The sequence below is a fragment of the Mycobacterium sp. E2733 genome, from assembly GCF_001667585.1.
Lineage (GTDB): Bacteria > Actinomycetota > Actinomycetes > Mycobacteriales > Mycobacteriaceae > Mycobacterium.
The window spans coordinates 1-21,133 of record NZ_LZJZ01000013.1; the positions used below are offsets into that span (position 1 = coordinate 1).

The 21,133-nt window shown below is 66.9% G+C and carries 19 protein-coding genes and 1 pseudogene; 10 read left to right on the forward strand and 10 right to left on the reverse strand.

The window, feature by feature from the left end; all coding sequences use genetic code 11:
* Positions 1 to 123 precede the first annotated feature (123 nt).
* Together A5678_RS01820 and A5678_RS01825 are read left to right on the forward strand one after the other, a co-directional pair.
* Positions 124 to 828, forward strand: coding sequence for a response regulator transcription factor (locus A5678_RS01820; RefSeq protein WP_066954966.1), 705 nt, complete (start codon positions 124 to 126; stop codon positions 826 to 828).
* A gap of 154 nt (positions 829 to 982) precedes the next feature.
* Positions 983 to 2,485 carry a cell wall metabolism sensor histidine kinase WalK gene (locus A5678_RS01825; protein WP_068037746.1) on the forward strand — a complete coding sequence of 501 codons (1,503 nt, stop codon included), beginning with the start codon at positions 983 to 985 and terminating at the stop codon, positions 2,483 to 2,485.
* Here the strand turns inward: A5678_RS01825 and A5678_RS01830 are convergent.
* Positions 2,478 to 2,954, reverse strand: coding sequence for a lipoprotein LpqH (locus tag A5678_RS01830; protein WP_068037573.1), 477 nt, complete (start codon positions 2,952 to 2,954; stop codon positions 2,478 to 2,480). The genes A5678_RS01825 and A5678_RS01830 overlap by 8 nt on opposite strands.
* Before the next feature lie 171 nt (positions 2,955 to 3,125).
* Here A5678_RS01830 and A5678_RS01835 point away from each other — a divergent pair, with 171 nt between their 5' ends.
* Positions 3,126 to 5,006 carry an alkyl/aryl-sulfatase gene (locus A5678_RS01835; RefSeq protein WP_197502011.1) on the forward strand — a complete coding sequence of 627 codons (1,881 nt, stop codon included), beginning with the start codon at positions 3,126 to 3,128 and terminating at the stop codon, positions 5,004 to 5,006.
* A 35-nt stretch (positions 5,007 to 5,041) separates the two neighbouring features.
* Here A5678_RS01835 and A5678_RS01840 read toward each other — a convergent pair whose 3' ends face one another.
* Both A5678_RS01840 and A5678_RS01845 read right to left on the reverse strand, forming a co-directional pair.
* Entirely contained in the window at positions 5,042 to 5,827 is a 786-nt protein-coding gene (locus tag A5678_RS01840) for a PIG-L deacetylase family protein (protein WP_197502008.1), read from the reverse strand.
* Positions 5,828 to 5,849: 22 nt separating this feature from the next.
* Positions 5,850 to 6,782 carry a hypothetical protein gene (locus A5678_RS01845; RefSeq protein WP_068037582.1) on the reverse strand — a complete coding sequence of 311 codons (933 nt, stop codon included), beginning with the start codon at positions 6,780 to 6,782 and terminating at the stop codon, positions 5,850 to 5,852.
* Positions 6,783 to 7,217: 435 nt separating this feature from the next.
* On the opposite strand from A5678_RS01845, the gene A5678_RS01850 reads away from it, so the two are divergent.
* A complete protein-coding gene (locus A5678_RS01850) occupies positions 7,218 to 9,914 on the forward strand; it encodes a hypothetical protein (protein WP_068037585.1) in 2,697 nt (898 codons plus the stop codon).
* 96 nt (positions 9,915 to 10,010) lie between these two features.
* On the opposite strand, the gene A5678_RS01855 is transcribed toward A5678_RS01850, so the two are convergent.
* From A5678_RS01855 to A5678_RS01880, 6 genes are all read right to left on the reverse strand, one after another.
* Positions 10,011 to 10,988, reverse strand: coding sequence for an NADPH:quinone oxidoreductase family protein (locus tag A5678_RS01855; RefSeq protein ID WP_068037588.1), 978 nt, complete (start codon positions 10,986 to 10,988; stop codon positions 10,011 to 10,013).
* Positions 10,988 to 11,599, reverse strand: a complete 612-nt coding sequence (locus A5678_RS01860) for a TetR/AcrR family transcriptional regulator (protein WP_068037591.1) — start codon at positions 11,597 to 11,599, stop codon at positions 10,988 to 10,990. The genes A5678_RS01855 and A5678_RS01860 overlap by 1 nt, the downstream gene beginning before the upstream one ends.
* A complete protein-coding gene (locus tag A5678_RS01865; RefSeq protein WP_068037594.1) occupies positions 11,596 to 12,903 on the reverse strand; it encodes an acyl-CoA dehydrogenase family protein in 1,308 nt (435 codons plus the stop codon). Before A5678_RS01865 ends, A5678_RS01860 begins: the two co-directional genes overlap by 4 nt.
* Before the next feature lie 27 nt (positions 12,904 to 12,930).
* Positions 12,931 to 13,695, reverse strand: a complete 765-nt coding sequence (locus tag A5678_RS01870; protein WP_068037596.1) for an SDR family NAD(P)-dependent oxidoreductase — start codon at positions 13,693 to 13,695, stop codon at positions 12,931 to 12,933.
* Position 13,696: 1 nt separating this feature from the next.
* Positions 13,697 to 14,740, reverse strand: a complete 1,044-nt coding sequence (locus A5678_RS01875; protein WP_068037607.1) for a phosphotransferase family protein — start codon at positions 14,738 to 14,740, stop codon at positions 13,697 to 13,699.
* A gap of 62 nt (positions 14,741 to 14,802) precedes the next feature.
* Positions 14,803 to 15,459, reverse strand: a complete 657-nt coding sequence (locus A5678_RS01880; protein ID WP_068037611.1) for a class I SAM-dependent methyltransferase — start codon at positions 15,457 to 15,459, stop codon at positions 14,803 to 14,805.
* 104 nt (positions 15,460 to 15,563) lie between these two features.
* Here A5678_RS01880 and A5678_RS01885 point away from each other — a divergent pair, with 104 nt between their 5' ends.
* Complete coding sequence (locus A5678_RS01885; protein WP_068037614.1) at positions 15,564 to 16,172, forward strand: histidine phosphatase family protein; 609 nt, start codon at positions 15,564 to 15,566, stop codon at positions 16,170 to 16,172.
* A gap of 9 nt (positions 16,173 to 16,181) precedes the next feature.
* A complete protein-coding gene (locus tag A5678_RS01890) occupies positions 16,182 to 17,228 on the forward strand; it encodes a phosphotransferase family protein (protein WP_068037616.1) in 1,047 nt (348 codons plus the stop codon).
* A gap of 3 nt (positions 17,229 to 17,231) precedes the next feature.
* On the opposite strand, the gene A5678_RS01895 is transcribed toward A5678_RS01890, so the two are convergent.
* Positions 17,232 to 17,579, reverse strand: a complete 348-nt coding sequence (locus tag A5678_RS01895) for a lipopolysaccharide assembly LapA domain-containing protein (protein ID WP_068037618.1) — start codon at positions 17,577 to 17,579, stop codon at positions 17,232 to 17,234.
* A 100-nt stretch (positions 17,580 to 17,679) separates the two neighbouring features.
* Here A5678_RS01895 and A5678_RS01900 point away from each other — a divergent pair, with 100 nt between their 5' ends.
* From A5678_RS01900 to A5678_RS01915, 4 genes and pseudogenes are all read left to right on the forward strand, one after another.
* Positions 17,680 to 18,627: an ABC transporter substrate-binding protein gene (locus A5678_RS01900; protein WP_068037620.1), complete on the forward strand. Its 948-nt coding sequence runs from the start codon at positions 17,680 to 17,682 to the stop codon at positions 18,625 to 18,627.
* Positions 18,624 to 19,715: an ABC transporter ATP-binding protein gene (locus A5678_RS01905; RefSeq protein ID WP_068037622.1), complete on the forward strand. Its 1,092-nt coding sequence runs from the start codon at positions 18,624 to 18,626 to the stop codon at positions 19,713 to 19,715. Before A5678_RS01900 ends, A5678_RS01905 begins: the two co-directional genes overlap by 4 nt.
* Positions 19,716 to 19,718: 3 nt before the next feature.
* The gene (locus A5678_RS01910) at positions 19,719 to 20,405 is read left to right on the forward strand and encodes an ABC transporter permease (RefSeq protein ID WP_068037625.1); all 687 of its coding nucleotides are present in this window, start codon (positions 19,719 to 19,721) and stop codon (positions 20,403 to 20,405) included.
* Positions 20,402 to 21,111, forward strand: a pseudogene (locus tag A5678_RS01915) (ABC transporter permease). Before A5678_RS01910 ends, A5678_RS01915 begins: the two are co-directional and overlap by 4 nt.
* The last annotated feature ends 22 nt before the right edge of the window (positions 21,112 to 21,133 follow it).

Here is a 21,133-nt window from a genome sequence, read left to right on the forward strand (position 1 = left end):
ACTGCTCAGCAGTCGCGCGATCCCGTTCACAGGGGGCGCAAAGGTAAGCCATAGCGGCGGCTCAGCGCCGTGCGCATACTGGACCTTGTGACACAACCCCGATCCTCCGTCGAGCGGGTGGTCATGTGTCGTGCCGACGGGAATCCGATCAACGTATTGGTCGTGGACGACGAGTCGGTCCTGGCCGAAATGGTGTCGATGGCGCTGCGCTACGAGGGCTGGAACATCGCCACCGCGAGCGACGGAGCGTCGGCTATCGCCGCCGCCCGCGCTCAACGCCCCGACGTGGTCGTCCTGGATGTGATGCTGCCCGATATGAGCGGGCTCGACGTCTTGCACAAGCTGCGCGAAGAGACCCCGCAGCTGCCCGTGCTCCTGTTGACGGCCAAGGATGCCGTGGAAGACCGCATCGCCGGGTTGACCGCGGGCGGTGACGACTACGTCACCAAACCGTTCAGCATCGAAGAGGTGGTGCTGCGGCTGCGGGCGCTGTTGCGACGCACCGGAGTGACGACGGTGGACAGCGGCGCACAGCTGGTGGTCGGTGATCTGGTGCTCGACGAAGACAGTCACGAGGTCACCCGGGCCGGTGAGCCAATTGCGTTGACCTCTACCGAGTTCGAGTTACTTCGATTCATGATGCGCAACTCCAAGCGGGTGCTGAGCAAGGCCCAGATCCTCGACCGGGTGTGGAGCTACGACTTCGGCGGCAGGTCCAACATCGTCGAGCTCTACATCTCCTATCTGCGCAAGAAGATCGACAACGGTCGCGACCCCATGATCCACACGCTGCGTGGCGCGGGTTATGTCCTCAAGCCGGCTCGCTAGGAGCGATCGCAAGCGCGGCGAAGCCGGGCGCAGCGGGTCGCGACCGATGGGTAGGAGCGATCGCAAGCGCGGCGAAGCCGGGCGCAGCGGGTCGCGAACGATGGGTAGGAGCGATCGCAAGCGCGGCGAAGCCGGGCGCAGCGGGTCGCGACCGTTGGCCGGCGCGCGACGGGCCTGGTCCCTGCGGCTGCGGTTGCTGGTCGGGCAGATCGTCGTGCTGGCCATCGTGTGCGTCGGCATCACCGCGGTGACCGAGCTGGCGCTGAACCACCACCTGGTGAAGCAGCTCGACGGGCAACTCGCCGGCACGTCGTTCCGATCGGCGCTGATGTACCCCGAACCGAACCGTCCGGGATGGCGGCGCGAGCACTCCTACAATCCGCGGCCGGGCCCGGGCCCGCGATTCCTGGACGCCCCCGGTCAGCCGGCGGGCATGGTGGCCGCGGTGGTCAACCATGGCAAAACGGTGGACGCCGGCTACCTGACCAGCAGCGGCGCGCGGGCCGCGCTGACCCAAACCGCCCAGGCCCAACTGGAGCAGATGGCCGACAGCCGCACGCCGGTCACCCTGAACCTGGACGGCCTCGGCCGATATCGGGTGGTCGCGGCCCCGAGCCGAAACGGGGGCGACACCATCGTCACCGGGCTCTCCATGGCCAACGTCGACGCCACCCTCATCCGGATGCTGATCATCTTCGGCATCGTCACCGTGATAGCGCTGGCGGCCGCGACGATAGCCGGCGTCGTCATCATCCGGCGGGCGCTCGCACCGCTGCGCCGCGTCGCGCAGACCGCGAGCCGGGTGGCCGACCTGCCGCTGGATCGTGGTGAGGTCGAGCTCCCGCTCCGGGTGCGTGAATCCGACGCCAACCCCGCCACCGAGGTCGGCCAGCTCGGGTCGGCCCTCAACCGGATGCTCGACCACATCGCGGCCGCGCTGTCGGCGCGGCAGGCCAGCGAGACGCGCGTCCGCCAGTTCGTCGCCGACGCCAGTCACGAACTGCGCACGCCGCTGGCCGCTATCCGCGGATACACCGAACTCACCCAGCGCATGGGTGACGACCGGGAGGCGGTCGAGCACGCGATGAGCCGGGTGGCCTCCGAGACCGAACGGATGACGCGCCTGGTCGAGGACCTGCTACTGCTCGCCCGGCTCGACTCCGGCCGGCCGCTGGAACGCGAGCCGGTCGATTTGTCCCGGGTGGCGGTCGACGCGGTCAACGACGCGCATGTCGCCGGGCCGGACCATCAGTGGGAGCTCGACCTGCCCGAGGAACCCGTGATCGTCACCGGCGATGCGGCCCGGCTGCACCAGGTGCTGAGCAATCTGCTCGCCAACGCCCGCCTGCACACCGGCGCGGGCACGGTCGTGACCACCCGGTTGAGCACCGAGCCGGCGGGCACCGTGTTGCAGGTCATCGACAACGGCCCCGGCATCCCGGCGGCGCTTCAGTCGGAAGTGTTCGAGCGGTTCGCCCGCGGGGATACCTCGCGTTCCCGAAAGGGCGGGAGCACCGGGCTGGGCCTGGCGATCGTCTCCGCGGTCGTCAAGGCCCACAACGGGACTATTGCGGTGAACAGTTCACCCGGCCATACCGAGTTCACGGTGCGGTTGCCACTCAACGGGTGGCAACCGCCCGCGTCCTCGGCTAGCTAGAGCAATTGACGTCGATTTCGAAAGGCTTGTTCACCGGTTGCATCGGGTTGGCCATGTCGACCCCGGTGGCCGTCCCGGTGATCTTGTAGCTGTTGCCGTTCTTCTCGGCGGAGGCGTTGCCCTGGCCGGTCCCGGAGGTGTAGCCCAGCGTCACGCCGTTGACGTTGCCCAGCCCCACCGACTTCACCTGGGGCGGGTTGGCGTCGGTCAGCACGGCGGCGATGCCGGTCGCTGCGCCACCGATCGCGATGTTGGTGTTGCCGCCCGCCGTGGTGCAGACGACGGAGCCGCTCACGTTCTGGTCCTTGCCGTCGATGATGACCTTTGTTCCGCTGGCAGCGCCCGCCGAGGTGTTCACCGCGGAGCTGGTGCCCGAACCGCCCGAACTCGACTTATTGCTGGAACAGCCGGAAATACCGGCGGCCAGAACTGCCGCTCCAGCCACCGCGACCATCAGTCCACGCTTCACATGTTCTCCTTTGCCCGAAAGTTGCGACCCTCGGCATTGAGGGCCGTCTGGGGCAGTATGCGGGTTAACTCAGCTGAGCACCCACGGTTCCGGTTAATTGTTTCCGTCTTCGTTGGTCACTTGACAAGATGAGCCACAACGCTTCGCGGAATGGTGTGTTGGTGGCACTGTATTGGCGTGGAACGCACACCCCCCACCGCAGTCATCGAGGCGGCGCATCGCGCGCACTCACTGCCATTCCACGACGACACGGATTTTCATGACGCCGATCGCGGATTCATCGCCGCCTTGTCCCCGTGCGTCATCAAGGCGGCCGACGGACGCGTGGTCTGGGACAACGACGCCTACTCGTTCCTCGGTGGTTCGGCCCCGGTGTCGGTGCATCCCAGCCTCTGGCGGCAGTCCACCCTGGCCGCCAAACAGGGCCTCTACGAAGTGGTTCCGGGCATCTACCAGGTCCGTGGCCTCGACATCTCCAACGTCACGTTCGTCGAGACCGACACCGGCATCATCGTCATCGACCCACTGGTGTCCACGGAGGTCGCGGCGGCGGCGCTGGAGCTGTATCGCGGGCACCGCGGGGGCGACCGTCCCGTTGTCGCGGTCATCTACACCCACAGCCACGTCGACCACTTCGGCGGCGTGCTGGGCGTCACCTCACAGGCGGACGTGGACGCCGGCGCGGTGGTCGTGCTGGCGCCGGAAGGCTTCGTCGAGCATGCGGTCCGGGAGAACGTCTACGCCGGTCCGGCCATGACGCGCCGGGCGACGTACATGTACGGCACCCTGCTGCCGCGCGGGCCCCGCGACCAGGTGGGGTGCGGGCTGGGCCAGGCACCGTCCACGGGTGAGGTGGCGATCATCGTCCCCACCGTCGATGTCCGCGAGACCGGCGAGAAGCACACCATCGACGGCGTGGAGATCGAGTTCCAGATGGCGCCGGGCACCGAGGCGCCCGCCGAAATGCACTTCTACTTCCCGCGTTTCCGCGCGCTGTGCATGGCCGAGAACGCCACCCACAACCTGCACAACCTGCTGACCCTGCGCGGCGCCCTGGTCCGCGACCCGCACGCCTGGTCCGGCTACCTCACCGAGGCGATCGACACCTTCGCCGACCGTGCCGACGTGGTGTTCGCCTCCCATCACTGGCCGACCTGGGGACGGGAGAGCATCGTCGAATTCCTGTCGCTGCAGCGCGACATGTATGCCTACCTGCACGACCAGACGCTGCGACTGCTCAACCGGGGCTACACCGGGGTCGAGATCGCGGAGATGTTCCAGATGCCGCCGGCGCTCGAGCGGGCCTGGCACACCCACGGGTATTACGGGTCGGTCAGCCACAACGTGAAGGCCATCTACCAGCGCTACATGGGCTGGTTCGACGGCAACCCGGCCCGGTTGTGGCCGCATCCGCCCGAGGCCCTCGCGCCGCGTTACGTCGAGGCGATGGGCGGAATCGACCGGGTGGTCGAGCTGGCCCAGAAGGCGTTCGACGCCGGTGACTTCCGTTGGGCGGCAACGCTGCTGGATCACGTCATCTTCACCGACAGCGGGCATGCCGGTGCCCGAGCGCTGTGCGCCGACACGCTCGAGCAGCTGGCCTACGGCGCCGAGAACGCCACGTGGCGCAACTTCTTCCTCAGTGGCGCAACCGAATTGCGTGAGGGGAACTTCGGCACCGCCGCTCAGGTCGCCTCGCCCACCATGCTCTCGCAGCTGACCCCGGAGCAGATCTTCGACAGCCTCGCCATCCGGGTCGACGGGCCGCGCAGCTGGGATCTCGACATCGCCATCGACATCGCCTTCGCCGATCTGGCCGCCAATTACCGGCTCACCCTGCGCAACGGGGTGCTCGTGTACCGCAAGGCGGCGGCCGAGCCCGCGACGGTGACCGTCACGGTCGAGCTGGAGAGCAAGTCCCGGCTACTGACGGCGGCGTTGGGCGACTTCGCCTCGGCCGGGCTGCAGATATCCGGTGACCAGGCGGCGCTGCGGGCGTTCCTGGGCGTGCTGGATCAGCCGGACCCGAGCTTCGACATCGTCACGCCGTGAGGCCTTTCGCCGGCTCCCTCTCCGAGGCCGGCCGATCACCAGCCGACGAGACTGCTGGCGCTAGGCGACGTAAGCCAGGCGGTGATGTCGCGGTCGGACAGGTCGGTAAAAGGTTGGGCTGGACATATGCGGCGAGGTCGGCCGGCGAGCCATCGCCCGCGGCGGTATCCGGTCTCGGTGAATAGTTCCATGAACTCTTCGGTGAAGCTGTTGGCGCTGCCGAAGCCGAAGATCTGCTCGGCACCGAGAACGGCGGCCGCCATGGAACGTCCGCGTACCAGCCGGCGGTAGTCGTTGCGGGTGCATTCGCCGTCATAATACGACACCAGCTTCTGAGCAGCTTCCATCAATTCCGCATCGAAGGGCAGACAGGCGGTCGGCAGTGCCAGGGGCCCCCAGATCGCGTACATCCACCACACCGCATCGTCGCCGAACTTGGCCGCCGCCGCGGCGGTTGCCCGCCCCACAGCCTCATGTCGCGGATGTTTGTCGTGCGGCGAGGCCGATATCAGCAGTAGCGGCCCGCGCACTTCGCGAGCCACATCGGTCAACGCGGCCGCGACTCCGGCCTCTAACACGGTGGGGTCGGCGTCGACGAGGTGGTCCAATACGACAACACGGAACCCGGCGAACTCGCCGGCTGCCACCGCTTCTGCTCTTCTTCTCGACCTGTCGGCCTTCGCAGTACCAAGGGAGGCCACGACGTTGGTCACGCGAAAGCCTTGCTGGCGAAGCGCCATCAGAGCCGCCGGGCAGCCTACGGCTTCATCATCGGGATGCGCACCCACATGTACGATGCTCACCTTTCCGATGTCTGTCACGGCGCCTCGCTGACGTCGCTCACTAGTGGAGTCCTCCCCACGCGATGTAGCCAGGGACCGGTTTGTAGTTTGGGTTGAGTTCGAGACCGTTGGCTTCATACAGTGCCAGATAATTCATCGGCTCACCCGTGAGATCGGTAGTGACGCCGCCAAGCAGTTGGTGGGGTATCAAAAGCGCTGAGTCATGCAGCGTGACGTTACGAGGTTCGATGAGTGCCCCGACTTCGCCACCCACCAACGCAGGGGCCAACGGAGTGCCGCCGGCGGTGTAGAACCTGCGAAACGTGCCAATCCCGCGTTCCTTCGCGACCTCGAGAACCTGCTTGTAACGCTCCTCGGTGTGGGCCACGGCAGCGATGACGTCCGCCGAGCGAGACCACGTCCGCTTGTGCACTTTCCTTTCCGCCATATATTGGGGGTATTCGAAAAATACGTGGCCTTGGACTAGCGGGTAAGCGCGCAGTGTGTGATCGAACCTGCTGTTGTTCGTCCAGCTGATGATGCCTTGCGGCGTTGCGATCGCCCCGGCAAGGTGGTGTGCCCGGAGACCCCACTCTGCCCTGCGCACCTGGTCAATGCAGACCACCGAGGAGTATCCCGTCCAGAACGCTACAGAGTTACTGGTCCCGTCCAGGGCGTCCAGTCGAAGAAGATAGCGGTCGTTCTCCAGCAGGATGGTGGTCGCTGACGCCTCTTCACCGCAGAAGGTCAGTTTATCCTCGTTGACTCCCAAATTCCGGGCGAGCTCGTGGCGCAATGAGCCAATTGCGGCGTCCCGCGCGTACAGGTCCAGCGGTATGGCCGGGTCGCCCGGATGAGCGGAGTCTTTGTTCACAGCAGGATATGTCGGGCGGTCAGCAAATTCGTCTTGGTCGAACACGGCCAACAACGCCAATACGATCGTGTGCTGCGCGGCTTTAGACGCAGCAACGGCCGCACGGCGCGCGAATTCCACCCTGGTGTCAAGCTGATCCGTCAGAGACGCCGGGAGCTGGCCGGCTCGTGTGCTCCTGGTTGACGTTGACGGCTTGTCTGTTTTCGTGTGGCGCGGCATCGGTGTTCCTCCCTACACGCCCGTGCGACCTTTCCCCGATTGAAGCCTACGACGAGAGGGCATAACCGGTTTAGCGAATTGCGCGCTGCTGCTGATTCGCGCCGCCAAGGCGACCCCTAGCAGGATGTTGCGGCGGCCTTACACAAAGGTGGCCTTTGCTCGGCAAGACGGTTCGCCGACCGGCCGCCTACAGATCGACGGGGGTGTGGCTTGCCAAGGCGAACTGCTGAAAAACGAGGACGGTCCACCGGAAGCCACCGATGGCGACGATTGGCATTTGGTGCCGTGCCCCTTTTTGAGCGCACTCGGGCGCGCCGTCGGCCGCGGTCATGGCTGATGCCTGGCGATCGACTTCGGGCCGCCATCGCCAGCACTCGACTGGATTGGCAGCGACGCGCGGCGATCTCGTTCGTGGCCGCGCTCCTGCTGGCAGGTTTTTGGTGGTCGGTTGCGGAATCGGGCCTTGTCTCTACGGTCGAGAACGTCTTGCTCAATGTGCTGGCCGCCGCCATCGTCGCCGTTGCGGCGCTGGCCCTTTTCATAGGTCTCACACGGTTTGATGTGTTTCGCCGGTTGAACGCTTACCAATCCGCGACACTGAAGCCGTTGGGCCGCCTAACGGGAAAGCGGCCAAACCAGGCCCGTGCGATTGTGGCCCGACTGCAGGATGACCGGCAAGCGGGCTCTGTTTTTCTGGATGCACCGACCGTTGACGCGGGGGAGTCATTTATCGCGGATCTGCTTCATCAGCTCGTTGCAGCCGAGATCGTGGCGCTCGTCATTCCGCCAGAATTGGTTAGCGGGGACTTCCGCACCGCCGTGAGTCGTGAGTTTGAGGGACTGTTGCGTCGCGCGGGTATTTCCAACGTGTCGTTTGAGCGGACGTTGAAAAGGTTAGCCGCCCGTCGGAAGATCGCGGTCGTTATCAAGAGGCTTGACAGCGCTCCGCAGATCGGGGGGCATGAACAGACGCGGTCCCTGTTGCGGCGCCGAGCAGATGAGCTGGCTTCCTCGGGTTATCCCTTCATCGCGGTGATCAACCCGGCCTCGCTATCCGAGGATGGACCGTACGAACGAGTCTCCATCACACCCGTGGAATATGTCGATATCGATTTCGAACCCGACGCCACCGGCGGTGCTGATGAGCCGATGGTGCGCAAAGCGGCCATGGCGCTGCAGCGCAGTGGTTTGCAACGTGACATCATTTTTTCGGATCCCAGCAGGGCGCAAATCAAGGGTGCGACCGAGCGGTTGATCGAAAACGGCGTGGTGCACTTCGGCTGTGCCCTACTCACGACAGCGCTGCCCGGTGCCGGTATTGGCGCGCCGAGCGACTGTGAGGTCAGGATCCTTCGTCTCCTCATCGCGCGTCTTCTGATCAGCGGGGGCGAGGTCGCTGACTTGCTTGACCTTTACGCGGATGTCAGAAACGACGGCCTATTCGACGTCGTGCTGGCGGTCGAGCGTCTCGAGGAGCGAAAAGTTTTGAGGCGCTGGCACATCGACGGCAAGACGATGATTGGCTTCATCGATCCGGGAATCGGAGAAATCGCGATCGGCTGGTGGCTCGCCAAACAGAGGGAACAGTATGTCTTGTCAGCCAAGAGGACTGACCTCTGCGTGGCCGCTGAGATCTATCAGCGCACGGTCGACGCTGATGCCGATCCCGCGGAGCGGCTAGCCCGTTGGTCCGCGGCTTTGAACAGGATGGCGGGACACAAGTCGGCACGAGCCCGGGTACTCACGATATGCAACCTCGCGTTCGGCGCGATTCTGGCTGACGGTGTATTGGAGGTGGGGCATGACGTGGGATGGCTTAGCCCAGCCTGGGACGCATCCGACTTACAGCACCGCTGTGAATTCGTCAACCAGATCGCGTCCAACCAGATATCGAGTACGGCGCCGTTCTTATGGTCGCGTGTTGTTGATGAGGAGTATGCGAAGAGCCCGCACATGCTGCGCCGCTCAATTTGTCGCGTGCTCGGTTACAACGGACTGGAGAGCTGGAACGCGCTCGGGTCGGCATGGCGGCAACTCGTCCCACAAGGGGACGTATTGGGTGAATCCATGACCGCCTCAGGGCGACCACTCGATGAGCGGGGGCAGGTAAACTTTCTCGGGTCGTTGTGCTGGGTTCTGCCAAGCGTCGTGGTAACGGCCCCGGGCGAACCCTGCGCCGTGTCTCTGTTAGAGAAGTTGACCGCGCTCGCGGTCCCGCCCGACGACGTCTTGGAATCGCACGGTGCGTCGCCGCCGGATCCCGGCTTGGAAATCTCGCTGGCAGAAGGATTCAAGGATGCCTGCTTTTTGTGCTTCGCGGAAGGCACCCCTGTGCCTGACCGCGTGATGGACCCATTGCGGACGTTACTGCTTGGGGGCCGCTCCTGGGCTTCACGACTAATAGCGCTGCAGGGTCGTTTTGTGGCCTGCGCGCTGAAACCCAAGCTGGCCAAATGCATCTTGCACGAATGCGAAGACCGAGAAAACGACCCTAGTGAGCATCCGCTGGTCAAGCGTTACGCGCGGTTGCTGACCGGTCCCCTCAACCAATTCACGCAGCCTGACACGCAGGTAAAGGTCAGCGAATATGTCTGGGCGGACGACATCGAAGCCCTGTCCGAGGCGGGTGGAGAGTTAGGACACGATGCCGCGCTGATCCTCGCCTCGTTCGCAATGCTTTTGAACTTCAGCGGTGCACGAGAAAAGTTGGGCATCGGAACCGATGACGAGCAAAACGGACGTTGGGCGCGTCAGCTCGGACTGACAAAGTCCGAGTTGCCGCCGTGCCTCTCGACAGCTGCCGGGGCACGCAGGTCGACCAAGAGCGCCTGCCAGCGTGACGGCAGATGCGAATTCAAACTCTGCGGCCCGGATATCAGAAACGACGATCCGGAGACGGTCAGGCGGCCATTCTCCCGCGCCTTCGCTTACCGGTGCCTGGCAGCCTCGGCCAGCGATGGTTCGGTGGACGATGCGAAAGCAGACCGTGCGATCAAAACTCATCTGCGTCGACTAACGGGTATGAAGCGCTAGTCGAGAGCATGCAGGACTCCATGATCAGGCCGCAGAAGTGACGACTGCTATCAACGCCGGCTGATACCGGGCTGGGATTTCATGACCGCGTGCTCGTCAGTTTGGCCGGGACAATTCGATGACAACCTTGCCCAACACCTTCCGGTCGGCCACATGTCGCAGCGCCGCGGCGGTTTCGGTCAACGGGAAGCGCGCGCCGATATAGGGCCGGACCGTGCCCGCGGCGAACATCTCCGACAATTCGCGCAGGTCGCGGACGGCGTCGTCGGGATGGTCGGTCATGAAGGTCCGGATCTCCATGCCGCGCACGCAGATGTCTTTGAGCAGAACGAGGTTGAGCGGAATGGCCGGTATCGTGCCGGCGGCATAGCCCAGGGTGACGAAGGTGCCGCCGCGCGCCAGCCCACGCAGCGCCGGCTCAGCATAAGGCCCACCGACCGGGTCGATGATCACGCGGGCGGCGTCGCCGGTGAGCTCGCGGATGCGCGACTTCAAGTCTTCGCGGTCGTAGTCGACGGTCGCCTCGGCACCGCGTTGCCGGCACAGCGCGAGCTTTTCCGGGCTCGAGGCGGCCGCCAGCACCCGCGCCTTCATGGCGACGGCCAGGTCGACCGCGGCCAGCCCGACACCGCCGGCGGCGCCCAGCACCACGACCCAATCACCTTGTGCCACTGCGGCAGTCGATCGCAACGCGTGGTACGCGGTGCGGTAGGTCACGCCGAAGGCGGCGGCCGACGCGAAGTCGGCGTCGTCGGGCACGAGCGCCGCCTGGCTCGCGTCCAGCAGCGCCAGTTCGGCGAACGCGCCGAAGGTGGTTCCCGAAACCCGCTGCCCCGGCTCGAAGGGGGCGCCGGTGCCGGCGGCGATCACCTCGCCGGCGATCTCGTTGCCCGGTATGAACGGCGGCGGAATCTTCACCTGGTACTTGCCGGCGATGAACAGCACGTCGGGAAAGTTGACCGCGGCCGCGTGGACCCGCACCAGCAGCTGTCCCGGCGCCGGGACGGGGTCGTCGACGTCCTCGAGAACCAGGTCTTCCGGGGTGCCGTACGAACGGCAGACAACGGCGCGCATCAACCAACCCCCAGACCGCGTAGGCAAAAGCCCACCAGGTGTGCGATGTCGTCGGGCTTGGGCCGGTCGGCCGACCCCACGTATCGGCGCATGTTAGCGGCGGTGCAACTGAACACGGCCTCGACGTCGCGCGCGACATCGCTACTTCCCAGCGCCGCAACGGGTTCGACGAGCAGGTCGCGCAGCGGGCGCATCATCTCCTGATCCGCCGCGCGCGAATTCGCGCCGGCCGACATCTGCCCGGCGGCCGCCCGGCTCAGGCTGCTCAGGTGCGGATCGGCCACTTGTGCAAGCGTGCCCTCGATCCAGCGGGCGATCTGGTCGCGCGGCTCCCGTTCCTTGGCCATCTGATGCTCGAGGTAGGACACGACGATGGCCACGCCACGTTCCATGACGGCCAGGATGAGATCGTCCTTGCCGGCGAAGTACCGGTAGAAGGCCTTGTTCGACGAACCGGCCTCGGCGACGATGTCGCTCACCCGTGGCGGTTGCGGCGCGACGCGTTCCATGACGCGGACCGCGGCGGCGAGGATGCGCTCCACCTCTTCGGTAGCCTCACGCTGGCGGTCGTCGAGCGCTCGCTCGACCGCCGCGCTCACCCTGCTGCTCACGGCGAATCGGGCAGCGCCGGAACATGGTTGACGAGGTCGCCGTACTTGGTGCGTGCGGCCTCCCGGCGGATGTCCAGCAGTTCGCTCGGCCACTCGGCGTCTTCGGCCTCGTAGTGTTTCAGCAGCAGCCGGGCCAGGTTGACCTTGTGCGCCTCCGTCGGCCCGTCGGCCAGGCCGAGCGCCACCCCGCCGAGCAGCACGTTGACCAGCGGCAGCTGGTCGGTGGTGCCCAGCGCGCCGTGCACCTGGATAGCGCGCAGCCCGATCGATTTGAGCACCTGCGACGCCAGGATCTTGCAGGCGCCGATCTCGGCGCGGGCGGCATGCTCCCCGGCGGTGTCGATCAGCCACGCCGCGTGCAGCACCGCCAGCCGGAACGGCATCAGCTCGGTGTAGGAGTCGGCGATGAACGCCTGCACCAGCTGCTTGTCGGCGAGCGAGCTGCCCTGCGTGAAACGGCTTTTCGCGCGGCGCGCCATCATCTCCACCGCGCGCTGGGCCACCCCGATCGACCGCATCGCGTGGTGCAGCCGCCCGCCGGCCAGCCGGGTCTGCAAGATCATGAAGCCTTGGCCGGGCTCACCCAACAGTGCGTCCGACGGCACCCGGACGCCCTCGTAGTGCACCAGGGAATGCCCGGGTTCGTGCGGCAGCGCGCCGACCAGGTGGTGGGTGGCCTCGATGGTCAACCCGTCGGTACCGGCGGGCACCAGGAACGTCGAGGCGCCGCGGTGGACGGGTACGTCCGGGTCGGTGATCGCGACGACGATGAAGAACGAGGCGACGGAGGCGTTGGAGGAGAAGTACTTTCGCCCGGTGATCACCCAGTCGTCGCCGTCGCGGAAGGCGCGCGTCCGGAAGACCCGCGGGTCGGCGCCGCCCTGCGGCTCCGTCATCGAAAAACACGAGAAGATCTCCCCGGACAGCAGCCCGGCGAGGTAGCGGTCCTTCTGCTCCTGCGTTCCGAAGCGGGCGATGATCTCGGCGTTGCCGGTGTCGGGCGCCTGCGTGCCGAACACGATTGGCGCCCACGGGCTGCGCCCCAGAATCTCGTTGATCAGCGTCAGCTTGACCGCGCCGAAGCCCTGGCCGCCCAGTTCGGGACCCAGATGCGGTGCCCACAAGCCTCGGTCGCGAACCTGCTGCTTGAGCGGATCGACGATCCGGCGGCGCTCGTCGTTCAGCGGCAGGAACTCGCAGCCCGGGAACAGCACCTCGAGGGGTTCGACCTCCTCGCGGACGAAGTCGCGGACCCAGTCGATTTTCTGCTGAAATTCCGGTTCGGTGGAGAAGTCCCAAGACATTTCGAATGCTCCTACTCGTTCGCCGCGTTAGGGAATTCCACCGTCGGCGCGCAGGATCGAACCGGTGGTGAAACTGGAGGCGTCCGACGCCAGAAACAGTGCGGCCCCGACAATTTCGGCTGGGTCTCCGGCGCGCTGCAGCGCCAGGTGTCCGAACGGCTTGCCGTGGGCCGCCTCTAGGTTCCACGCCTTGCTCACGTCGGTCAGGAATGGGCCGGCCATCAGCGTGTTGACGCGCACCGACGGGCCGAACGCCTTCGCCAGCGCCTCGGTCATGGCATTGAGGCCGGCCTTGGCGGCGGCGTAGGGAATGATGTCGGGCGTGGGGCGCAGCGACCCGGCGGTGCTGACGTTGATGATGGACCCGCGGCCGGCCGCCACCATCCGCTCACCCACCAACGCCGACAACCGGAACGGCCCCTTGAGGTTGAGGTTGACAACCGCGTCGAAAAGTTTCTCGGTGACGTCCGTCAGCTTGTCGTATAGCGGGGACATGCCGGCGTTGTTGATCAGCGTGTCCACCTTGCCGAACCGCTCGTAGGTCGCGTCGACCAATCCGTCGAGCTGATCCCAGCGCCCGACGTGCACCTGATACGGCATGGCGGAGCGCCCGCTTTCGGCCTCGATTTCTTTGGCCGTGCTCACGCAGTTGTCCATGTTGCGGCTGGCGATCACCACGTCGGCGCCGCAGCGCGCGGCGGCGAACGCCATCTCGCGCCCCAGTCCCCGACTGCCGCCGGTGATCAGCACGACCCGGTCGGTCAGATCGAAAAGCCGGTCCGCATAACCCATTTCAGCGTCCCGTGGGCAGCGATCGGGCGAGCTCGGCCGCGGTGGCGATGAGCTGCGGGATCATGATCCCGAACGCATCCTGGATCTTGGGGTCGACCTTCCCGGACTTCACCCCCGCAGCGTAGGTCTTTTCCAGCACGATGCCGAGCTTCCAATTGGCCAGCACCAGGTAGTAGTCGATGTTTTCGGTGGACAGGCCGCTGACCGCCTCGTAGTGCCGCAGCAGTTCGCTGCGGGTGGGCATGCCGGCCATGTCCAGATAGAACCCGTCGGCGCGCGGCTCCTCGCCGTCGTAGCCCAGCAGGCACCAGGCCAGGTCCAAGAGCGGGTCGCCGACCGTCGTCATCTCCCAGTCCACGATCGCGGCCAGCCGCGCCGGCTCGCCGTGAGCGAACATCACGTTGGCGAATTGGTAGTCGCCGTGCATGATGCCCGGTTGGTAATGCGCGGGCCGATTGTTGCGCAGCCACTCGGAGGCCTCGTCGAGGCCGGGCAGGTCGCGCACCTTGTAGGCGTCGAGGAAGGACAGCCAGCGGTCGACCTGCCGCTCGTGAAATCCGTCCGGGCGGCCGAAGCCGTCGAGGCCTTGAGCCCGCCAGTCCACCCGCCCCAGCTTCGCCGCGCCCTCGACGAGCTGGAAGGCCAGCCCGCGCCGGGCGTTCAGGTCGGTGTCGAACGGTGGTTGCCACCCGCCGTCCATCGGGCTCCACCCGTCGATGGCCTGCATGACGTAGAACGGCATGCCGAGCACCGCGCCGGTGTCGTCGGCGGCGATCAGCGCCGCGTGCGGGACGTCGGTGCCGGACAAAGCACGCACCAGCCGGATCTCGCGCAGCAAGCCGTCGATGCGCGCCGCATCGGCTCGGACGCCGGGCATCCGCAGCACCATCCGCTCGCCGCCGCGGTCGAGTAGATAGAGCGTGTTCTGCGAACCGCCCTTCAGCGGCTCCAGCCGCGGCTCCTCACCGTCGCCCGGCGCACCGTTCGCATCCAGCCAGCGGGCAAGCACACCCGCGTCCAGTCGAGCCTGACCCACCGTCGTCATCCGCACACCCCGCTCTCTGTGCGGAGAATAGCATTCTCCGCGCCCCGGGTGGGGCGTTCGGCTCAGGCCGGCTTGTGCGCGGTGAGCAGAAACCCGGGCGCCATGAAGTGTCCTTCGTCGTCGCGTTCCAGGTGTGCCAGCGGCCCGTCGGAAGACGGGCCCGCGTTGCCATAGACCTTGGCCGCGCGCAGATCGTCGACCCGCCAGAGCGTCGAGACGGCGTCGCGCAACTCGGTTTCGGTGCAGCCGCGTGGCCCTTGATCGCCGTCGCCCAGGGCGCCGGCGGCGAAGGCCAGGATGTACAGCGCCGCCCCCGGGGCGGCCGCCCGGAAGATCGACTGCAAATAGTTCTGTTGCTTCTCGGGCGGCAGCGAGTGGAACAGCCCGCTGTCCATGATCGTGGAGAAGCGGCCGTCATAGCCGTGGAAGTTTGTGACGTCGGCCTGCGCGAAAGTCGCCGTGGTCAGTCCTTGTTCCGCGGCCGCCATGGCGGCCGCCTGGATCGCGGTCGCGCTGCTGTCCAGGCCCACCACGGTGTGCCCCCGTGCGGCGAGCGCGAGCGCGAGCGCGGCATGGCCGCAGCCGGCGTCCAGCACATCACTGCGGACATTGCCTGCGTCGACCAGCGCCGCCAGCTCGGGCTGCGGCCGGCCTATGCTCCACGGCGGCGGAGTCTCCTGCCGGTACGCGACGTCCCAATCCCTGCTCGGCTCGGCCATTCGTCCTCCTCGCGGTCGGCTTCTTCTGAGCCCCATTTTGCGTGGGCCGGTCCGCATGCTTTGAATGAACACGTCGCGCTCGTCCACAGACAGGAACAAAACCCATGCAATTGCTTCTGGTCCGGCACGCGCTGCCGCTGCGCAGCGAACACGGCGAGGGCTCCGACCCGGACCTGTCGGACGAGGGCTTGGCACAGATCGAGCGACTTCCCAAGGCGCTGGACCGGTTTCCCATCTCCCGGGTGGTGAGCAGCCCCCAGCGGCGCGCCATCCAGACCGCCGAACCGGTCGCGGCGGCGCGGGAGCTCACCGTCGAGATCGACGACCGATTCGCGGAATACGACCGCGACCTTCCGCTCTACATCCCGGTCGAGCAGATCCGCGAGGAAATGCCCGAGGAGTGGGCGCGTCTGGCCCAGGGCCACCTGCCCAGCGCCGTCGACGAGGACGCGTTTCTCGCCCGGGTGCGCGCGGCGGTCGACGACCTCGTCGCCTCCGTCGATCCCGACGACACCGTCGCCGTGTTCAGCCACGGCGGCGTGATCAATGTCCTGCTGCACCAGATTCTGGGGACGTCCCGGCTGTTGTCGTTTCCCGTCGACTACGCGTCGGTCACCCGGTTGCTGTTCTCGCGATCTGGTCAGGCGACCGTGGCGGGCGTCAACGGAGTCGAGCACGTGTGGGACCTGCTGCCGCGAAATCAGAGGTGGTAGACAAGTCCGGTGACTTCAGCTGACCAACTCGAGGGCCTCGACCTGGCCTCGCTGGATGGGTACCTGCGTTCACTCGGCATCGGACGCGACGGTGAGCTGCGCGCGGACTTCATCTCCGGTGGCCGTTCCAACCTGACGTTCCGCGTCTACGACGACGCGACGAGCTGGCTGGTGCGGCGCCCGCCGCTGCACGGCCTGACCCCGTCGGCGCACGACATGGCCCGCGAGTACCGGGTGGTCGCCGCGCTGCGGGACACGCCCGTTCCGGTGGCGCGCGCGATCGCGCTGTGCGAGGACGACTCGGTGCTGGGCGCGCCGTTCCAGATCGTCGAATTCGTCGCCGGCCAGGTGGTGCGCCGTCGCGCCCAGCTCGAAGCCTTCAGCCACACGGTCATCGAGGGCTGCGTCGACTCGCTGATCCGGGTCCTCGTCGACCTGCACAACGTCGACCCCGGGGCCGTGGGCCTGGCCGATTTCGGCAAGCCCAGCGGTTACCTGGAGCGGCAGGTGCGGCGGTGGGGTTCGCAGTGGGCGTTGGTGCGGCTGCCCGACGACCGCCGCGACGCCGACGTCGAGCGCCTGCATTCAGGTCTGCAGGAGGCCATTCCCCAGCAGAGCCGCACGTCGATCGTGCACGGCGACTACCGGATCGACAACACCATCCTGGACGCCGACGACCCGACGAAGGTGCGCGCCGTCGTCGACTGGGAGCTGTCCACCCTCGGGGACCCGCTGTCCGACGCGGCCCTGATGTGCGTGTACCGCGACCCCGCGCTGGACTTGATCGTCAACGCGCAGGCCGCCTGGACGTCACCGCTGTTGCCGACGGCCGACGAACTGGCCGACCGGTATTCGCTCGTCGCCGGCTTGCCGTTGGCGCATTGGGAGTTCTACATGGCGCTGGCCTACTTCAAGCTGGCCATCATCGCCGCCGGCATCGACTTCCGCCGGCGGATGTCGGACCAGGCTCGCGGGATGGACTCCGACCACATGCCGGAGGTCGTGGCCCCGCTGATCTCCCGAGGGCTGGCCGAGCTGGGCAAGCTCCCCGGTTAGCCCCTAGCGCGGCGCTGCGTGATGCTTCTTGGCCGCGCGGCGCAGTTGCAGGATCCGCGCGGTCCCGACGGCCACCGTGATCAGGCCGCCGACCACCGCAGCCAGCAGAATGGCCACGCCCAGCGGCAGGCGCCAGTGCCAGCCCAAGAACGTAAAGGGCGTCTCCGCCGTGTTCTGGGTGATGAAGATCAGCAGCAGAATCAGGATCAGGAAGCCGGCGATCAGGGACGACCACAGCGCACCGGCGCGGGTGAACCCGATGGCCGGTTCCTTGGGCGCCGCGCCCGTCTTGGGCGCCGCGGCGGGCTTGGGGGGCGGCTGGCTGGGCGAGGCAGGGGGATGGCTGCTCATAGGGTCATCTTTGTCCCATCCGGCACAGAATGAAACCAAACCGGGCAACCGGCGCGTTCGGTTCCGGCGCGCGCGCGACTCTGACGTTAGTGTCGGCGGTATGGGGATGTCGTCGCGCGCGCACCGCGCGATCATCCAAGCGGCCGTGTGCCTCACGGCGATCGGTGTTCTCGCGGGGTGCAGCAGCTCCGACCCGCTGGGCGCCCAGGTCCGCAGCCCCAAATCCATCGTCGTGGGGTCCGGCGACTTCCCCGAATCACAGATCATCGCCGAGATATATGCACAAGCATTGCAGGCCAACGGGTTCGAGGTGGGCCGACGGATGGGGATCGGCAGCCGGGAGACCTATATCCCCGCGCTCAAAGACCACTCCATCGACCTGGTGCCGGAGTACATCGGCAACCTGCTGCTCTACTTCGCACCCGAGTCGACGGTCACCATGCTCGACGCTGTCGAAGCGGAGCTCGACCGGCGGATGCCCCGCGACCTGGCGGTCCTGATGCCCTCGCCGGCCACCGATACCGACACCGTGACGGTGACCGGAGCGACCGCTAATTCGTGGAGGCTGAAGACAATCACCGACCTGGCGGAGCATTCGGCGGACGTGAGGTTCGGGGCGCCCTCGGCGTTCGCGAACCGGCCGGCCGGCCTGCCCGGGCTGCGGCAGAAGTACGGGCTCGACATCAGGCCGGGCAACTTCGTCGCCATCAACGACGGCGGCGGCGCGGTGACGGTGCGCGCCCTGGTGGAGGGAAGAGTCAACGCCGCAAACGTTTTCACCACCTCGCCCGCCATTCCCCAGAACCACTTGGTCGTGCTCGAAGATCCGGAGCATAACTTTCTGGCCGGCAACATCGTGCCCCTGGTCAATTCGCAGAAGAAGTCGGACCGGCTCAAGGAGGTGCTGGACGCCGTGTCCGCGAAGTTGACCACCGCCGGGGTGGCCGGACTCAACGCCGCGGTGACGGGAAACTCCGGCATTGATCCCGACCAGGCCGCCCGGAACTGGTTGCGCGACAACGGCTTCAACCACCCCGTCGGCCCATGATCGTCTTCGATAAAGTCAACAAGGCCTTCGCCGACGGCACGACCGCGGTGGACCGGTTGAGCCTGGTGATCCCGAACGGGAAGTTGACCGTATTCGTCGGTTCGTCGGGCAGCGGGAAGACCACGGCGCTGCGGATGGTCAATCGCATGATCGAGCCCACGTCCGGCACCATCACCGTCGACGGGGTGGACGTGTCCACCCTGGACCCGGTGCGGCTGCGCCTGGGGATCGGCTACGTCATCCAGCATGCCGGCCTGATGCCGCACCTGCGGGTGATCGACAACGTCGCAACGGTTCCGGTGCTGAAGGGGCAGTCCCGCCGGGCCGCCCGCACCGCTGCCTACGGGGTGCTCGAACGCGTGGGCCTGGATGCCAAGCTGGCCACCCGCTACCCCGCGCAGCTGTCCGGCGGCGAGCAACAACGCGTCGGCGTGGCGCGCGCCCTGGCCGCCGACCCGCCCATCTTGTTGATGGACGAGCCGTTCTCGGCCGTCGACCCGGTGGTACGGCTTGACCTGCAGAACGAAATCCTGCGTCTGCAAAGCGAATTGCACAAGACGATCGTGTTCGTCACCCATGACATCGACGAGGCGCTCAAACTCGCGGACAAGGTTGCGGTCTTCCGGGCCGGCGCCTTGCAGCAGTACGACGAACCCGCGCGGCTGCTGTCGCGACCGGCCAGCGATTTCGTCTCGAGGTTCATCGGTCTCGGCCGCGGCTATCGATGGTTGCAACTCATCGACGCCGCCGGCCTGCCGCTGCACGACGTCGAGCGCATCCCGGCGGACGGCCTCTCCGAGACCGGCCCCGCCGACGGCTGGGCGGTCGTCGTGGACGGCACGGGCGCGCCGATGGGGTGGATCGATTCCGAAGGCCTGCGCCGGCATCGCGCGGGTGCGTCCTTGTCGGACAGCATGAGTGGCGTCGGCTCGTTGTTCCGTCCCCGCGGGAACCTCAGCCAGGCGCTGGACGCGGCGCTGTCGTCGCCGTCGGGAGTGGGCATCGCCGTCGACGACGGCGGCAAAGTCATCGGCGGTGTGCTCGCCGGCGACGTGTTGGCCGCGGTGGAATCCAGACGGTCGGAGTGACGGATGCACTACCTGTTCACCCACCTCGACGACGCCTGGGCGCTGACCGTCGTCCATCTCCGGCTGTCGTTGGTGCCGGTGCTGATCGGGTTGGTCCTCGCCGTCCCGCTGGGCGCGGCGGTGCAACGCGCGCCGGTCGCCCGCCGGCTGACCACGGCGACGGCGAGTGTCGTGTTCACCATCCCGTCGCTGGCGCTGTTCGTGGTCCTGCCGATGGTCATCGGTACCCGCATCCTCGACGAGGCCAACGTCATGGTCGCCCTGACGGCCTACACCGCGGCCCTGTTGGTGCGGGCGGTGCTCGAGGCGCTGGACGCGGTGCCGGCCCAGGTGCGCGACGCCGCCACCGCCGTCGGCTACCCGCCGATCACCCGCATGCTGAAAGTCGAACTGCCGCTCGCCATTCCGGTCCTGGTTGCCGGGTTGCGGGTGGTGGTCGTCACCAACATCGCGATGGTCTCGGTCGGTTCGGTGATCGGCATCGGCGGCCTGGGCACCTGGTTCACCGAGGGCTATCAGACAAACAAGAGCGACCAGATCTTCGCCGGCATCGTCGCGCTCTTCATGCTGGCTGTCGTCATCGACGCGGTGATCCTGGTGGCAGGTCGGCTGGTCACGCCGTGGGAACGCGCCGGGCGCGCGCCGCGTCGACGGTCGGTGGTAGCCCCGATCGTGGGTGGCGCGCGATGAACTTCGTGCAGGGGGCCATCGCCTACCTCTTCACCGCCGACAACTGGACCGGCCCGGTCGGGCTCGCGGCGCGCGTCCTGGAGCATCTCGAGTACACGGCCATCGCGGTGGGCGCCTCGGCCCTGATCGCCGTTCCCGCCGGGCTCATCATCGGGCACACCGGACGTGGCACCTTGCTGGTGGTGGGCGCGGTCAACGGGTTGCGCGCGCTGCCGACGCTGGGCGTGCTGCTGCTCGGGACGCTGCTGTTCGGGCTGGGCATGGGGCCCCCGCTGGTCGCCCTGATGCTGCTGGGTGTCCCGGCGCTGCTGGCCGGCACCTATGCCGGGATCGCCAGCGTCGAGCCGACCGTGGTCGACTCCGCCCGGGCGATGGGCATGACGGAGGCGCAGGTGCTGTGGGTGGAGGCGCGCAACGCGCTGCCGTTGATCCTGGGCGGCTTGCGCAGCGCGACGCTGCAGGTGGTCGCCACCGCCACGGTGGCGGCTTACGCGAGCCTCGGCGGGCTGGGCCGATACCTGATCGACGGAATCAAAGAGCGCGAGTTCCACCTGGCCCTGGTCGGCGCGTTGATGGTGGCCGCGTTGGCGCTGGCGCTGGACGGGCTGCTTGCAATGGTGGTGTGGGCGTCGGTGCCGGGCACCGGACGACTTCGCCACACTTACCGGACAGGGCTGCCGCGGTTCGCGCGCACGCTTTACGGTAGGTGAGTGAACGCAGATCCTTCG

Bases quoted from the DNA above. Each gene is read 5' to 3' on its own strand.
- A5678_RS01870 (WP_068037596.1), bottom strand. From the start codon at position 13,695: ATGGGTTATGCGGACCGGCTTTTCGATCTGACCGACCGGGTCGTGCTG.
- A5678_RS01875 (WP_068037607.1), bottom strand. From the start codon at position 14,740: ATGACGACGGTGGGTCAGGCTCGACTGGACGCGGGTGTGCTTGCCCGC.
- A5678_RS01900 (WP_068037620.1), top strand. From the start codon at position 17,680: ATGGGGATGTCGTCGCGCGCGCACCGCGCGATCATCCAAGCGGCCGTG.
- A5678_RS01905 (WP_068037622.1), top strand. From the start codon at position 18,624: ATGATCGTCTTCGATAAAGTCAACAAGGCCTTCGCCGACGGCACGACC.
- A5678_RS01910 (WP_068037625.1), top strand. From the start codon at position 19,719: ATGCACTACCTGTTCACCCACCTCGACGACGCCTGGGCGCTGACCGTC.
- A5678_RS01885 (WP_068037614.1), top strand. From the start codon at position 15,564: ATGCAATTGCTTCTGGTCCGGCACGCGCTGCCGCTGCGCAGCGAACAC.
- A5678_RS01855 (WP_068037588.1), bottom strand. From the start codon at position 10,988: ATGCGCGCCGTTGTCTGCCGTTCGTACGGCACCCCGGAAGACCTGGTT.
- A5678_RS01895 (WP_068037618.1), bottom strand. From the start codon at position 17,579: ATGAGCAGCCATCCCCCTGCCTCGCCCAGCCAGCCGCCCCCCAAGCCC.
- A5678_RS01850 (WP_068037585.1), top strand. From the start codon at position 7,218: ATGCCTGGCGATCGACTTCGGGCCGCCATCGCCAGCACTCGACTGGAT.
- A5678_RS01865 (WP_068037594.1), bottom strand. From the start codon at position 12,903: ATGTCTTGGGACTTCTCCACCGAACCGGAATTTCAGCAGAAAATCGAC.
- A5678_RS01820 (WP_066954966.1), top strand. From the start codon at position 124: ATGTGTCGTGCCGACGGGAATCCGATCAACGTATTGGTCGTGGACGAC.
- A5678_RS01880 (WP_068037611.1), bottom strand. From the start codon at position 15,459: ATGGCCGAGCCGAGCAGGGATTGGGACGTCGCGTACCGGCAGGAGACT.